This window comes from Cupriavidus sp. C2SS-8b, from assembly GCF_057073745.1.
Window position 1 is genome coordinate 1552385 of sequence record NZ_CP172716.1, and the last position, 14497, is coordinate 1566881.

The following is a 14497-nucleotide window of genomic DNA, read 5'->3' on the forward strand; positions in this document are numbered from 1 at the left end:
CCGCGCCATGGTGCGGGGATGTGAAGCCCGACGTTCCTTGCCATCCAACGATACCCTGGAGAACTTGCATGACCCGCAATGATTTGCTGGACCGTCTCGCCACCACGCAGGCTTCGGCGCTGGAAACCCAGGGTCTGGGGCTGGTGCCGATGGTCGTCGAGCAGTCCGGCCGGGGCGAGCGTGCCTACGACATCTACTCGCGCCTGCTGAAGGAGCGCGTGGTGTTCCTGGTTGGCGAGGTCAATGACCAGACCGCCAACCTGGTGGTGGCGCAGTTGCTGTTCCTGGAAAGCGAAAACCCGGACAAGGATATTTCGCTGTACATCAACTCGCCGGGCGGTTCGGTCTCGGCGGGTCTGGCGATCTACGACACCATGCAGTTCGTCAAGCCCGATGTGCAGACGCTGTGCATGGGCATGGCGGCGAGCATGGGCGCGTTCCTGCTGGCGGCCGGTGCCAAGGGCAAGCGTTCCGCGCTGCCGAACTCGCGGATCATGATCCACCAGCCGCTGGGCGGCGCGCGTGGTCAGGCTTCCGATATCGAGATCCAGGCACGCGAAATCCTGTATCTGCGCGAGCGCCTGAACAGCATCCTGTCCGAAGTGACCGGCCAGCCGGTCGAGAAGATTGCGCGCGATACCGATCGCGACAATTTCATGAGCGGCGACCAGGCTGTGGACTACGGCCTGATCGACAAGGTTATTGCCCGCCGCGGCTGATGCTGCGCGCCGCTGCGGCAAGGTTTTACGCGGCGGCACGTTGGCTGGCCGAAACGGCACAGGCTACACCGGAACGAGGCCTTGTGCCTCGTTTTTTGCATTGGCCGCACATGCCGGGTAACCCCTGCCGGCTGGGCAAATTGTTTTGGCGTATGATGCGTCAGAAGCGTACGCCTGCGGCACCCCCCGTGTCGCAGTGCGCGCACTGCTAAGTGACTGATTCCTATGGCGGAAAAAAAAGGTTCATCCAGCGAAAAGCTTCTCTACTGCTCCTTCTGCGGCAAAAGCCAGCATGAGGTGAAGAAGCTGATCGCCGGCCCGTCGGTGTTCATCTGCGACGAATGCATCGACCTGTGCAACGAAATCATCCGAGACGAAGCCACCGCGACCGAAAAGGATGCGACCGCGGCCACGCGCTCGGACCTGCCGACGCCACATGAGATCCGGGTAAGCCTGGACCAGTATGTGATCGGCCAGGAACAGGCCAAGAAGATCCTGGCGGTGGCGGTGTACAACCACTACAAGCGCCTGAAGCATCTCGGCAAAAAGGACGATGTCGAACTGTCGAAGAGCAACATCCTGCTCATCGGTCCGACCGGTTCCGGCAAGACGCTGCTCGCCCAGACGCTGGCCCGACTGCTGAACGTGCCGTTCGTGATTGCGGACGCCACCACGCTGACGGAAGCCGGCTATGTCGGCGAGGATGTCGAGAACATCATCCAGAAGCTGCTGCAGAACTGCAATTACGAGGTCGAGAAGGCGCAGCGCGGTATCGTCTACATTGACGAAATCGACAAGATCTCGCGCAAGTCGGACAACCCTTCGATCACGCGCGACGTGTCGGGCGAGGGTGTCCAGCAGGCACTGCTCAAGCTGATCGAGGGCACCATGGCCTCGGTGCCGCCCCAGGGTGGCCGCAAGCATCCGAACCAGGACTTCCTGCAAGTCGATACCACCAATATTCTGTTTATTTGCGGTGGCGCATTCGACGGCCTGGAGAAGGTCATCATGCAGCGCTCGGACAAGACTGGCATCGGTTTTGCTGCCCAGGTCCAGAGCAAGGAAGAGCGCGATGTCAGCGAAGTGCTGCCGCAGACCGAGCCGGAAGACCTGATCAAGTTCGGCCTGATTCCGGAACTGATCGGCCGCCTGCCGGTGGTCGCCACGCTGGCCAAGCTGGATGAGGCCGCGCTGCTGCAGATTCTGGTCGAGCCCAAGAACGCGCTGGTCAAGCAATACCAGAAATTGCTGGCGATGGAAGGCGTCGAGCTGGAGATTCGGCCTGGGGCGCTTTCCGCGATTGCGCGCAAGGCAATTCGCCGCAAGACGGGTGCGCGTGGCCTGCGATCGATCCTGGAGCAGTCGCTGATGGATGTCATGTACGACCTGCCCAACTACAAGGGCGTGCAGAAAGTGGTCATCGACGAAAGCACCATCAACGGAGATGCACCTCCGCTGCTGATGTACGAGGAACAGCAGCCGAAGGTGTCAGGCTCCAACTGACGCGAGCGCTGTCCGGGGTGAAGTGGTCAGGAGCCCACGACAGCGAGCCAGCAAGGCCGTTCGCGTAGAAGCGAGCGGCTTTTTTTGTTTATTTCAACCGACGAAGAGGAGGAAACGCGGGTATGCTGTTCCAGATGGGCCTGCAAGTGCAGGATGCGACATCAGCCTGTCAATCCGAATCGGTTTCGTCAGCGGTATCTTGTAATCGATTTGGGCGGCCCAATTTACGCCTTAAATGACTGACTTGGGGAAAATGATGTCCGGAACACAACTCCTCCCGGCCGAGCCGATTCGCCTCCCACTGTTGCCGCTGCGCGACGTGGTGGTGTTTCCGCACATGGTGATCCCGTTGTTCGTGGGACGCCCGAAGTCCATCAAGGCGCTTGAGACTGCGATGGAGTCGGGCAAGAGCATCATGCTCGTGGCGCAGAAGACTGCTGCCAAAGACGAACCGACCGCCGACGATCTGTATGAAGTCGGCTGCATCGCCAATATCCTGCAAATGCTGAAGCTGCCGGACGGCACCGTGAAGGTGCTGGTCGAAGGCACGCAGCGTGCAAATATCCGCGAGGTCAGCGAGGACGAGTCGCACTTCATGTGCGAAGCCGTCCCCGTGCCGCCCGAGCCGGTTGAGAGCGCCGAGACCGAGGCCCTGCGCCGCGCGATCGTGTCGCAGTTCGACCAGTACGTAAAGCTCAACAAGAAGATCCCGCCGGAGATCCTGACTTCGCTGTCGGGCATCGACGAGGCAGGGCGCCTGGCCGACACCATTGCCGCGCACCTGCCGATCAAGCTCGAGCAGAAGCAGAAGATCCTGGAGATGGTCAATGTGACCGAGCGCCTGGAAAGCCTGCTGTCGCAGCTCGAGGGCGAGATCGACATCCTGCAGGTGGAAAAGCGCATCCGCGGCCGCGTCAAGCGCCAGATGGAGAAGAGCCAGCGCGAGTACTACCTGAACGAGCAGGTCAAGGCGATCCAGAAGGAACTGGGCGAGGGCGAGGAAGGCGCCGACCTGGAAGAACTCGACAAGCGCATCAAGGCTGCGCGCATGCCGAAGGAAGCCAAGAAGAAGGCCGACGCCGAATTCAAGAAGCTCAAGCTGATGTCGCCGATGTCGGCCGAAGCCACCGTCGTGCGCAACTACATCGACACGCTGGTGAACCTGCCGTGGCGCAAGAAGAGCAAGGTCAACAACGACCTGGCCAACGCCGAACGCGTGCTCGATGAAGACCACTATGGTCTCGAGAAGGTCAAGGAACGCATCCTTGAGTATCTTGCCGTGCAACAGCGCGTGGACAAGGTCAAGGCGCCGATCCTGTGCCTCGTCGGGCCTCCGGGCGTGGGCAAGACCTCGCTTGGCCAGTCGGTGGCGCGCGCGACGAACCGCAAGTTCGTGCGCATGGCACTCGGTGGCGTGCGTGACGAAGCCGAGATCCGCGGTCACCGCCGTACCTACATCGGTTCGATGCCGGGCAAGATCCTGCAGAGCCTGTCGAAGGTCGGCGTGCGCAATCCGCTCTTCCTGCTCGACGAGATCGACAAGATGGGCCAGGATTTCCGCGGCGATCCGTCGTCGGCACTGCTCGAGGTGCTGGACCCGGAACAGAACCACACGTTCCAGGACCACTACATCGAAGTCGACTTCGATCTGTCCGACGTGATGTTCGTGGCGACGTCAAACTCGCTGAACATCCCGCCGCCGCTGCTCGACCGTATGGAAGTGATCCGCCTGTCGGGTTACACCGAGGAAGAGAAGCTCAACATCGCCACGCGCTACCTGCTGCCGAAGCAGATCAAGAACAATGGTCTGAAGGCTGGCGAGATCGAGGTGACCGATGCGGCGATCCGCGACATCATCCGCTACTACACGCGGGAAGCTGGTGTCCGTTCGCTCGAGCGCGAGGTGTCCAAGATCGCCCGCAAGGCGGTCAAGCTGCTGCTGCTGAAGAAGGAGTCGGGCACGATCAAGGTCGATTCGGACAACCTCGACAAGTTCCTGGGCGTGCGCAAGTACGACTTCGGCCTGGCCGGCAAGGAAAACCAGGTTGGTCAGGTGACCGGTCTGGCATGGACCGAAGTGGGCGGCGATCTGCTGACCATCGAAGCCGCGATCATGCCGGGCAAGGGCAACATCACCCGCACCGGTTCGCTGGGCGATGTGATGAAGGAATCGGTCGAAGCGGCACGTTCGGTGGTGCGTTCGCGGGCGCGTCGCCTGGGCATTGCGGATGAGATGTTCGAGAAGCGCGACATCCACATCCACGTGCCCGAAGGCGCCACGCCCAAGGACGGTCCGTCGGCTGGCGGCGCCATGACGACCGCGCTGGTGTCGGTGCTGACCGGCATTCCGGTGCGTGCCGATGTGGCGATGACCGGCGAGATCACGCTGCGAGGCGAGGTGCTCCCGATCGGTGGCCTCAAGGAAAAGCTGCTGGCTGCCCACCGTGGTGGTATCAAGCTGGTGCTGATCCCCGAGGAAAACGTCAAGGACCTCGCAGAGATTCCTGACAACGTGAAGAACGCCATCGAGATCGTGCCGGTCCGCTGGATCGACAAGGTGCTGGAGCTGGCACTCGAGCGCAAGCCCGAGCCGCTGGCCGAGGAAGATGCCAAGCCGGCGGAAGTGTCGGACAAGGCAACGGCCAAGGTCGAGATGATCCACCACTGATCCGGTTGCTGCACAGCAGACGAAACGCCGCGGAGTCACATCCGCGGCGTTTTTCTTTATTCCGGGCAGGCCGTATTCTTGTCTTTGCGCTTCAAAAGATTATTGCCATCAGTGCTTGGCAAATCGAAAACTCTCGTATTACAATCGCGGCCTCGCAACGCAAACAGCGGCATCCAGGCAGTACCTGTCGAGTCGTGCGAAGCGAGATACCCTGCAGGCGGTCCAGCCTGCGATGGTTCAGTGGGTGCTTAGCTCAGTTGGTAGAGCGGCGCCCTTACAAGGCGTAGGTCGGGGGTTCGAGCCCCTCAGCACCCACCACTTCACCATCGCGCAAATCCGGCCGCCGACAAAGGAGTGGTAGTTCAGTTGGTTAGAATACCGGCCTGTCACGCCGGGGGTCGCGGGTTCGAGTCCCGTCCACTCCGCCAGATCATGTGATGCAAAAATGCCCGCTTTACGCGGGCATTTTTGTTTTGGGCGTCGGGCCGCCGACCGTGGCAGGGCGTCATCGAGCGCTCGCATCCGTGTCCTGCCGCCCCCGGCGGCAAATGGCGGTGCCGCGCCCGGCTCCTGCTAGAATCGCGGGGTTTGACGTTCGTGCCAACCCTCTTACCTGAGTCCGCATGCTTGATTTCGTACGCAACAACCGGCGCCTGATGCTTTTGCTGCTGCTGGTGCTTGTCTTTCCGTCGTTCGTGTTTTTCGGCGTGGAGAGCTATTCGCGCTTCATGGACAGTTCGCACGATGTCGCGAAGGTCGACGGCCGCGCGATCACGGTGCAGGAACTGGACAACGTGGTGCGGGAACAGAGCGAACGCATGCGCCAGATGCTCGGGGCCAGCTACGATCCGCGCCAGTTCGAAGGCCCGGCGCTGCGCAAGAACGTGATGGATCAGCTGATCCTGCAACGCGTGGTGGCCAACGAAGTGGCACGCGAGCACCTGACGGTATCGAACGCGCGTTTGTTCGAGGCGATCAACAGCATCCCGGCGATTGCGCAACTGCCGCGCAAGCAGGACGGCTCGATCGATGACAAGGCCTATCTGCAACTGCTGGCGGCGCAAGGCATGACGCCCGAACAGTTCGACGCGCGCATGCGCTTTGACCTGGCCACGCAGCAGCTTGGCAGCTCGATCGCCGGCACGGCGTTCGTACCCAAGTCGTTGCTGGACCGCCTGATCGCCGTGCGCGACCAGCAGCGCGACGTGCAGGCATTGCTGTTCAAGCCGGCCGACTACACGGCGAAGGTGCAGCCGGATGCGGCGGCATTGAAGGCCTATTACGACAGCCACCAGTCGGCGTTCTCGGTGCCCGAGCAGGCCAAGGTGGAATACGTCGTGCTGTCCGGCGATGCCCTGGCGGCCGCGCAGGCCGTCACGCCGGAGGAACTGAAGTCCTACTACGACAGCAACATCGCGCGCTTCCGCACGGATGAGCAGCGCCGCGCCAGCCATATCCTGATCGCTGCGCCCAAGGATGCGCCGGCGGCACAGCGGCAGGCAGCGAAGGACAAGGCCACCAAGCTGCTGGAAGACCTGCGCAAGCATCCCGACACGTTCGCGGACGTGGCGCGCAAGCAGTCGCAGGATCCGGGTTCGGCGGAAAAGGGCGGTGACCTTGGCTTCATGGGCCATGGCGCACTGGTCAAGCCGTTTGAAGATGCCATGTACGCGCTCAAGGAAGGCCAGATCAGCGACGTGGTGGAAACGGACTACGGCTATCACATCATCAAGCTGACCGGACTCAAGCCGGCGGAAACCAAGCCGCTCGAAGCTGTGCGGCCGGAGCTCGAGGCCGAGCTGCGCAAACAGCTTGCCGCCAAGAAGTACGCGGAAGATGCCGATGCGTTCGGCAATATGGTGTACGAGCAATCCGACAGCCTGAAGCCGGCTGCCGACAAGTTCAAGCTGACCATCCAGACCGCGGATGGCGTGACCCGCCAGCCGAATCCGGCGCTGGGCCAGAACAGCCCGCTCAACAACGAGAAGCTGCTCAAGGCGCTGTTCAGCGATGACGCCATCAAGAACAAGCGCAATACCGAAGCCGTCCAGGTCGGCCCGACCACGCTGGTGGCGGCCCGCATAGTGGATTACCGTCCGGCGACCGTGCGCAAGTTCGAGGAAGTCGAGGCCAAGGTCCGCGAAGGCTACATTGCCCAGCAGGCGGCGGAACTGGCGCGCAAGGATGGCGAGGCACGCCTGGAGGCGCTGAAGAAGAGCGACAGCGCGCAGGGCTTCGGTGGTGTGACGATGGTATCGCGCGCCAAGGCCGAAGGCATGGAGCCGAAGGCGGTGGAAGCCATCATGCGCGCGGATGCCACCAAGCTGCCCGCCGTGGTCGGCGTGGACCTCGGCGCGAACGGCTACGCGGTGTACCGCATCACCAAGATCAGCCAGCCCCAGCAGGCCAATGAGGGCCAGCGCCAGGCCGAGGCGCAGCAGCTTTCGCAACTGGCCGGCCAGACGGAAATTGCGGCCTACTACGAGAGCCTGAAGGCACGCTCGAAGGTCAAGATCCTCAAGCCGGTAGCGGCGGCTGATACGGCCGGCAGCGAAGCGGCGGCGCAATAAGGCACTCAACGAAAAATGCCCCTGCGAATTTCGCGGGGGCATTTTCGTTTGTGCATCCGGAGCGCGCTGACGTCAGCCTTTTCCGCCAGGCTTGAGCAATGGTTGCAACTGGGGCCATACGGTATCCAGCAGGGCGGGCTGGGCGTCCGCCGTCGGATGGATGCGGTCCGGCTGGAACCAGTCCTGGCGTGCGATGACCTTGTCGAGGAAGAACGGCACCAGCGGCGCCTTGAATTCCCGGGCCAGCCGCGGATAGAGCGCGAAGAATTTTTCGGTGTAGTCCGGGCCGTAGTTCGGCGGGATGCGCATGCCGACCAGCAGCACGCGGGCGCCGGCCTTCTGCGCGCCGCCGACGATCGTACGCAGGTTGGATTCGGTGACTTGTAGCGAAAGGCCACGCAAGGCGTCATTGGCGCCCAGCTCCACGATCACCACGGCGGGACGATGCCGCGCCAGCAGGTCGGGCAGTCGCGTCTTGCCGCCAATCGTGGTCTCGCCGCTGATACTCGCATTGACGACGCTATAATCGAGGCGCTCTTTCTGCAAGCGCTGCTGCAGCAGGCTGACCCAGCCAGTGCCGCGCGCGATGCCGTATTCAGCCGAGAGGCTGTCGCCCAGCACCAGGACGGCAGGCGCTGCCTGCGGGGCGGCGGCTGCCGCCGACACCATGAAGGCCATGCAGGCGGCCAGTGCCGCCTTGTGCCAACTGCTTCGGATCCAACTCTTCATGTCCTCTTCCATCCTCGACGTCGAGTCATTGGGAAAGACCGTTGCCGATGCGACCGGTTCGCTGACGATTCTGCACGACGTCACGTTTTCCGTCACGAGCGGCGAAACGCTCGCCATCGTCGGGGCATCGGGCTCGGGCAAATCCACGCTGCTCGGCTTGCTGGCCGGACTGGACTTGCCGACTGGCGGCACAGTACGGCTCATGGGGCAGGATCTCTTTGCCCTGAACGAGGATCAGCGTGCCGCGCTGCGCGGCAGGCATGTCGGCTTCGTGTTCCAGTCGTTCCAGCTCGTGGGGCACCTGACCGCACTGGAAAACGTCATGTTACCGCTCGAGCTGCGCGGTGAAGCGGAACAGGTCAGGGAGCGGGCCGTCGATATGCTGGAGCGTGTCGGTCTGGGCGCGCGGCTCAACCACTATCCGCGCACGCTTTCCGGCGGCGAGCAGCAACGCGTGGCACTTGCTCGCGCGTTCGTTACGCGTCCAGACATCCTGTTCGCCGACGAACCGACGGGCAGCCTCGACACGTCGACCGGCGAGGCCGTGATTGCGCTGATGTTCGAACTGAACCGCGACGCCGGTTCCACCCTGGTGCTGGTCACCCACGACCGCTCGGTTGCGGCGCGCTGCAACCGCATCCTGACGATCGATGCCGGCCGTGTGGCCAGCGATGAATGGATGGCGACTGAAGTCTAGCCGCCTCGCGCCAATACGCCGCGGGCCCTAACAATCAGGGCTGCGGTAGAGGCATCGTGCGGGCTTGCTTCGGCGCCGGTCAGTTCGGCTTCGATCGGGCGAGCCAGGATCTTGCCCAGCTCCACGCCCCATTGGTCGAAGGAATTGATGTTCCAGACCACGCCCTGTACGAAGGTCCTGTGCTCGTAGAGCGCGATCAGGGCGCCCAGCACATGCGGCGTCAGGTCTTCCATCAACAGCGTATTGCTCGGGCGGTTGCCTTCGAAGACCATGTGGGCGATGCGCAGCTCGTCCGTCATGCCGGCCGCGCGCAACTCCTCGGGGGAACGGCCGCGCATAAGCGCCTCGGCCTGCGCAAAGCAGTTTGCCAGCAGCTTGGCATGGTGGCCGGGCAGCTCGCGCGGCGGCACCAGCGGCGCAACGAAATCCACCGGCACGATCTGCGATCCCTGGTGGATCTTCTGGAAGTACGCGTGCTGGCCATTGGTGCCGGCGCTGCCCCACACGACCGGGCAGGTATGCGTGCGCACCCGTCGGCCATTGAGTTGCACGGACTTGCCGTTGCTTTCCATCTCCAGCTGCTGCAGATACGCCGGGAACAGTTCCAGCGATGTGGAGTAGGGCGCCATGCAGCTGGTCGGCAAGTTGAAGAAATTGCGGTTCCATATGCCGAGCATCCCCATCACGACCGGCATATTGCGCTCGAGCGGCGCGGTGCGGAAGTGTTCGTCCATGGCGCGGCCACCCGCGAGCAGGTCGGCAAACGCATTGAAGCCGACCGCCAGGGCGATCGACAGGCCCACCGACGACCACAGCGAGAAGCGGCCGCCAATCCAGTCCCAGAACTCGAACATATTGGCCGGATCGATGCCGAAGTCGCGCACGGCTTCTACGTTCGTCGATACCGCGACGAAGTGCCTGGCCAACTGGTCCTCGGCCACGCCATTGGCCAGGAACCATTGACGCGCGCTGTGCGCGTTGGCCATGGTTTCCAGCGTGGTGAAGGTCTTCGAGCAGACGATCATCAGCGTGCGCCGCGGCTCGAGTCGCTCAAGCGCTTCGGCCAGCTCGGTACCGTCGACGTTCGATACGAAATGCAGGCGCGGTCCCGAGCGGCCGTCGTCATGCGCCAGATGCGACAGCGCGCGGCATACCATCTTCGGACCCAGGTCGGAGCCGCCGATGCCGATATTCACGACATCGGTGATGCGCTCGCCGGTCGAGCCGGTCCATGTGCCGCTGCGGACCGCTTCGGCGAACGCGCGCATGCGCACCAGGACGTTCTGGATGGACGGCATCACTGGCACACCGTCAACCTTGAAACCTGCCCCCGAAGTGGCGCGAAGCGCAACATGCAGCGCGGCGCGGTCCTCGGTGGCGTTGATATGCTCGCCGGCAAACATGGCATCGCGACGGGCCGGAACGCCGGCTTCGTCGGCAAGCTGCAGCAGCAGCTGCATGGTTTGCGGCGTGATCCGGTTCTTCGAGTAGTCCAGGTACAGCCCGGCAGCTTCCAGCGAAAACTGCCTGACGCGATTCTCGCCGTCTTCGGCAAACCAATCCCGCATCTGGTGGTCGCGAATGGCGTCGTGATGCTGCAGAAGGGCGTTCCAGGCGTGAAGATTGGTGGGCATGCAGGGCACAGATTCGTGGCGGGGGCTTGATGCCCGGTAGTCCAGGCCTTGTAAGTATAAAGCGTGTCTTGCGTCGATCACGGCTAGTCGGGATTGTTATCGTTACGAGATGAAACCGTAGCGCATCTCGTTGCTGCAATCCTGTAGGCCTTTGTCCGATTGTGGCGATGATACGGTGCAATTGTGTTCGTTGATGCACCGGTACAACCGTGCTGCGCTATGCGGCCTCAGCGCGCAACAGCGCATTCAGGATCGAACGCGCCGGGAAGTGCAGTTCGCTTGCCGTGAGTCCGGCCGGTCCACTCCCATTTGCAACCAGCATGTCTGCCGCGCGCCCATGGATCCATACGGCCGCCTGCGCGGCGTGCAGTAGCGGCATGCCTTGGGCTAGCAGGGCGCCTGCCATGCCGGCCAGCACGTCGCCAGTCCCGGCGCTCGCGAGCGCCGCGTTGCCGGTCGGGTTGATCGTCATGGCTGATGTGCGGGGGGCGGCAATCACGGATCCCGAGCCTTTGACTATGACGACGGCCTGCCACTGTGCCGCCAGCGCCGCGGCGGCGGCCAGGCGGTCGCGCTGTACCGCTGCGACGGTGGTGCCCAGCAGGCGCGCTGCTTCGAGCGGATGCGGCGTCATGACGCGTGGCAACTCCGAAGCGGACAGCGTGGCGGCCAGGCCGGCATCGGCGGCGAGCAGATTGAGTGCGTCCGCATCGAGCACCAGCGATGGCGGCGATGCGCTTCGGCCGGCGTCTTCCAGCCATTGCGCGAGGGCCTTGCGCGCGCCGGCATCCGTACCCATCCCTGGCCCGATGACAAGGGCCGACATCGCGCTGATGGCCAGTTCGGATTGTGGATGCAGCATCAGTTCCGGGTGAAGCGGATCGATGGCAGGCGCGGACGGCGCGAGAAAGCCGATGTGGACCTTGCCTGCGCCAAGACACTGCGCCGCACGCGCGCCGAGCAACGGGGCGCCAGTCATGCCGGTGTTGCCGCCGAGGATTGCGAGCGAGCCGAACGTGCCTTTGTTGACGGCGTGCCGACGTGCCGGCAGCGCGTGCCGGAACAGCGCGGGCCCGTTCACCCATGCGCGCGGCGTCTGCACCGGCGGATAGTCGAGGCCAAGCGGTGCGATATCGATATTGCCCGTGCAGTCGCGCCCATCGAGTGTGAGCAGGCCAGGCTTGGCGCCGATAAAAGTGAGCGTGCGGCAGGCGCGTACCGCGGGATCACCGGCACCGGTATCGGCAAACAGGCCGCTTGGGATATCGAGCGCGAATACTGGTGCGGGCGCTTGTGCAAGGCGCGCGATCCACTCGGCGATAGCGCCGCCCGCGGGGCGGTTCAGGCCGATGCCGAGCAGGCCGTCGACAACGGCCGCCATCCGGTCGGGCCACGGGGCCGTCTGCGGCACGGCATGCATGGGCACGCCCGCAGCGTCGGCTTCCTGCCATGCGCGCGCAGCATCGGCTGGCATGTGTGTGGGATCGGCGGTGAGCCAGACCTGAACATCACGGCCGTTCTGGTGCAGGCGTGTCGCGGCCACCAGCGCGTCGCCGCCGTTATTGCCGGGGCCTGCCAGGAACAGCAGCAATCCTTGCGGCGCGTGCTGCGCCAGCCAGCCGGCGGCGGCACCGCCGGCGCGAGACATCAACTCAAACGACGGCAGGCGCGCGAACGCAGCGTTCTCGATGCGCCGCAGGGTGTCGACGTCGTAGAGCGGGATGGCCTCTGACGCGTCGGCGGCCAGCGCGGTCCAGCCTTCGGCCGGGATGGGGGAGCAGGTTTGCGTGGGATCCATTGACGAACAAGCCGAAGGACGGTCGCGTAGCGGCGCGCCTATTCGCCGCGCAGGCCCGGTTGCACGATGCCTTCCAGTGCGAGCGCGGTGCCTAGCAAATGGGCATCGCGCATTGGACCATGGGACAGCATCAGGCCAACGGGAAGTTCGTCGGGGGCATGGCAGGGCAGCGAAATCGAACAGCCATCAAGGAAGTTGAAGGCCGAGGGATTGCGCAGCAGCAGCGCGTTGGTGCGGAAGAACAGGTCGTCATCGCTGCGCAGCGGCTCGATGGCGGGCGCCACCATCGGCACGGTAGGGCAGATCACTGCGTCGAAGCGTGCCAGGCGAGACTCGACCCGCGCGATCCAGTCAATGCGCGCACGGGCAAGGTCCACATAGTCGGCCGCAGCCATGGCGGCGCCACGATCGATGCGCATCGCGACACGGGGGTCGTAGAGTTCGCGCCGGGCAGCGAGCGTCTGGCGGTGGATCGCATATGCCTCCGCGGCGCTGAAGCCGCCCGCGGCGTTCAGCCCCGGCAGTTCGGCCAACTCGGGCAGGTCCGTGTGTTCCAGTTGCACGCCAGCGGCGGAGAGCCGTCCTAGCGCGCGATCGAACGCACGTGCGACCACGGGATCGAGGTCGTCCAGCAACACCTGGCGCGGGATGGCCAGCCGGATGGCCGCCGGAGCCGGGGCGCTCGGCACCAGTGCGCTGTCGGCGATCACGCTGTCGACCAGCAGGCAGTCGTTGACGGTGCGGGCCATGGCGCATGCGGTGTCCAGCGTATAGGACAGCGGAAAGGCCCCGGTCAGCGGCACGCGGCGCGTGGTCGGCTTGAAACCGGTCAGGCCGCACAGGGCTGCCGGAATGCGGATCGATCCTCCGGTATCGCTGCCGAGCGCGGCTACCGCCAGACCGAGCGCCACCGAGACTGCGGCGCCGGACGACGATCCGCCAGGGATGCGCGCGATGCCGTCCGCGCTGGCCGGGTTCACCGGCGTGCCGAAATGGGGGTTGATGCCCACACCCGAGAACGCGAACTCGGTCATGTTGGTGCGGCCGACAACGGCCGCGCCGGCCTGTCGCAGGCGGGCGACCACGGCGGCATCGGCGCTGGCTGGCGCGGCGTCGTGGCGCACCGCCGACGCCGCGCGCGTGACCTCGCCGGCTACGTCGAAGAGATCCTTCACCGAGACCGGCAGGCCCGCGAGCGGGTGCAGGCGCTTGCCCGCTCGGCACGCGGCATCGGCGGCACGGGCGGTCTGGATCGCGCTGTCGAAGGTGCTGTGCAGGAACACGGCTTGTGCGCGCTCTCCGGCTGCCACCGTGGCTGCCGCCTCGATCAGTTCGGCGCGGCTGGTGGCGCCTTCGCGCAGGCGGGTGTTCAGTGTGTTGAGGTCTGGAAGCATCGGCGTGGAGGCGGGCAGGGTGCGATGGCTCCAGGCGCTGCCGTGCGAGCCCTGCCTGTTCTTGTCAGGCACTCATGCTCATAATTTGCCGATAAACTGTCAAGCCAAAATTAGCGGGAACGTCACCGCGGGCATGGCCCGGCGGCTCCCGTGCAACGTTGCAAGGAGCATTCCCCATGGCACGCAAGCCCGCCGCGTCCGGTCCGGCCGCCGAAGCGGACCTCATCCCCGCGCCGGACAACGCCACCGTCAAGTCCGCCACCTCGCTGTCGCGCGCGGCGGGCACCAACATCGTGTCGTCGTCGCATCTCGTGTCGGCGCGCAGCCCGGAGCTGTCCGAGTTCGAGTTCGGCCTGAACACCGCGTACAACGCCTACAGCCGCTGGGTGGTGCGCTGCATGGGCGCGGCCGGCGTGCGCGACCTGACCTTCCTCGACGTGCTGGTGCTGCACCATGTCAACCACCGCGGCCGGGCCAAGCGCCTGGCCGATGTCTGCTTCGTGCTGAACGTCGAGGACACCCACCTGGTGACCTACGCGCTGAAGAAGCTCCAGGGGCTGGGGCTGGTGACGGGCGAAAGAGTCGGCAAAGAGGCCACCTATTCGACCACGCCGGAAGGTACCGAAGCCTGCGCGCGCTACCGCGAAATCCGCGAGCAATGCCTGACCAGCAACTTCACCGAAGGCAGCGAGGAAAACGCCGAGATCGGCGAACTCGCGCGGTTGATGCGCGTGCTGACCGGGCTATACGAGCAGGCGGCGCGCTCGGCAACGTCACTTTAAGAT

At 64.4% G+C, this 14497-nt stretch carries 10 protein-coding genes and 2 tRNA genes; 8 read left to right on the forward strand and 4 right to left on the reverse strand.

What is annotated here, in order from left to right; genetic code table 11:
• The first annotated feature begins 68 nt into the window (after positions 1–68).
• The 6 genes from clpP to ACIGJB_RS07155 all read left to right on the forward strand — a co-directional run bounded on the left by clpP (position 69) and on the right by ACIGJB_RS07155 (position 7460).
• Positions 69–719: an ATP-dependent Clp endopeptidase proteolytic subunit ClpP gene (gene clpP / locus ACIGJB_RS07130; RefSeq protein ID WP_211948088.1), complete on the forward strand. Its 651-nt coding sequence runs from the start codon at positions 69–71 to the stop codon at positions 717–719.
• Between the two features lie 225 nt (positions 720–944).
• Entirely contained in the window at positions 945–2222 is a 1278-nt protein-coding gene (gene clpX / locus ACIGJB_RS07135) for an ATP-dependent Clp protease ATP-binding subunit ClpX (RefSeq protein WP_483711237.1), read from the forward strand.
• A gap of 256 nt (positions 2223–2478) precedes the next feature.
• Positions 2479–4890: an endopeptidase La gene (gene lon / locus ACIGJB_RS07140; protein ID WP_483732273.1), complete on the forward strand. Its 2412-nt coding sequence runs from the start codon at positions 2479–2481 to the stop codon at positions 4888–4890.
• Positions 4891–5132: 242 nt separating this feature from the next.
• Positions 5133–5208: transfer RNA gene (locus ACIGJB_RS07145), tRNA-Val, on the forward strand.
• A gap of 33 nt (positions 5209–5241) precedes the next feature.
• Positions 5242–5318: transfer RNA gene (locus tag ACIGJB_RS07150), tRNA-Asp, on the forward strand.
• A 195-nt stretch (positions 5319–5513) separates the two neighbouring features.
• Positions 5514–7460 carry a SurA N-terminal domain-containing protein gene (locus ACIGJB_RS07155; protein ID WP_483732009.1) on the forward strand — a complete coding sequence of 649 codons (1947 nt, stop codon included), beginning with the start codon at positions 5514–5516 and terminating at the stop codon, positions 7458–7460.
• A 72-nt stretch (positions 7461–7532) separates the two neighbouring features.
• Here the strand turns inward: ACIGJB_RS07155 and ACIGJB_RS07160 are convergent, their stop codons facing one another.
• Positions 7533–8189 (reverse strand): arylesterase, encoded by a 657-nt coding sequence (locus ACIGJB_RS07160; RefSeq protein ID WP_483732010.1) that lies wholly within the window; start codon positions 8187–8189, stop codon positions 7533–7535.
• Here ACIGJB_RS07160 and ACIGJB_RS07165 point away from each other — a divergent pair.
• Positions 8188–8886 (forward strand): ABC transporter ATP-binding protein, encoded by a 699-nt coding sequence (locus ACIGJB_RS07165; RefSeq protein ID WP_483732011.1) that lies wholly within the window; start codon positions 8188–8190, stop codon positions 8884–8886. The two genes, ACIGJB_RS07160 and ACIGJB_RS07165, sit on opposite strands and share 2 nt — an antisense overlap.
• On the opposite strand, the gene pgi is transcribed toward ACIGJB_RS07165, so the two are convergent.
• From pgi to ACIGJB_RS07180, 3 genes are all read right to left on the reverse strand, one after another.
• Positions 8883–10520, reverse strand: coding sequence for a glucose-6-phosphate isomerase (gene pgi / locus ACIGJB_RS07170; RefSeq protein ID WP_483732012.1), 1638 nt, complete (start codon positions 10518–10520; stop codon positions 8883–8885). The two genes, ACIGJB_RS07165 and pgi, sit on opposite strands and share 4 nt — an antisense overlap.
• Before the next feature lie 217 nt (positions 10521–10737).
• Complete coding sequence (locus tag ACIGJB_RS07175) at positions 10738–12318, reverse strand: NAD(P)H-hydrate dehydratase (protein ID WP_483732013.1); 1581 nt, start codon at positions 12316–12318, stop codon at positions 10738–10740.
• Between the two features lie 38 nt (positions 12319–12356).
• Positions 12357–13712: an amidase gene (locus ACIGJB_RS07180; RefSeq protein ID WP_483732274.1), complete on the reverse strand. Its 1356-nt coding sequence runs from the start codon at positions 13710–13712 to the stop codon at positions 12357–12359.
• A 176-nt stretch (positions 13713–13888) separates the two neighbouring features.
• On the opposite strand from ACIGJB_RS07180, the gene ACIGJB_RS07185 reads away from it, so the two are divergent.
• On the forward strand, positions 13889–14494 hold the full coding sequence (locus tag ACIGJB_RS07185) for a winged helix DNA-binding protein (RefSeq protein ID WP_483732014.1): 606 nt from the start codon (positions 13889–13891) through the stop codon (positions 14492–14494).
• Positions 14495–14497: the final 3 nt, after the last annotated feature.

What these genes read in the sequence shown, in the direction of transcription:
- ACIGJB_RS07185 (WP_483732014.1), top strand. Translation starts at nt 13,889, where the DNA reads ATGGCACGCAAGCCCGCCGCGTCCGGTCCGGCCGCCGAAGCGGACCTC.
- clpP (WP_211948088.1), top strand. Translation starts at nt 69, where the DNA reads ATGACCCGCAATGATTTGCTGGACCGTCTCGCCACCACGCAGGCTTCG.
- ACIGJB_RS07175 (WP_483732013.1), bottom strand. Translation starts at nt 12,318, where the DNA reads ATGGATCCCACGCAAACCTGCTCCCCCATCCCGGCCGAAGGCTGGACC.
- ACIGJB_RS07155 (WP_483732009.1), top strand. Translation starts at nt 5,514, where the DNA reads ATGCTTGATTTCGTACGCAACAACCGGCGCCTGATGCTTTTGCTGCTG.
- pgi (WP_483732012.1), bottom strand. Translation starts at nt 10,520, where the DNA reads ATGCCCACCAATCTTCACGCCTGGAACGCCCTTCTGCAGCATCACGAC.
- ACIGJB_RS07165 (WP_483732011.1), top strand. Translation starts at nt 8,188, where the DNA reads ATGTCCTCTTCCATCCTCGACGTCGAGTCATTGGGAAAGACCGTTGCC.
- ACIGJB_RS07160 (WP_483732010.1), bottom strand. Translation starts at nt 8,189, where the DNA reads ATGAAGAGTTGGATCCGAAGCAGTTGGCACAAGGCGGCACTGGCCGCC.
- lon (WP_483732273.1), top strand. Translation starts at nt 2,479, where the DNA reads ATGTCCGGAACACAACTCCTCCCGGCCGAGCCGATTCGCCTCCCACTG.
- ACIGJB_RS07180 (WP_483732274.1), bottom strand. Translation starts at nt 13,712, where the DNA reads ATGCTTCCAGACCTCAACACACTGAACACCCGCCTGCGCGAAGGCGCC.
- clpX (WP_483711237.1), top strand. Translation starts at nt 945, where the DNA reads ATGGCGGAAAAAAAAGGTTCATCCAGCGAAAAGCTTCTCTACTGCTCC.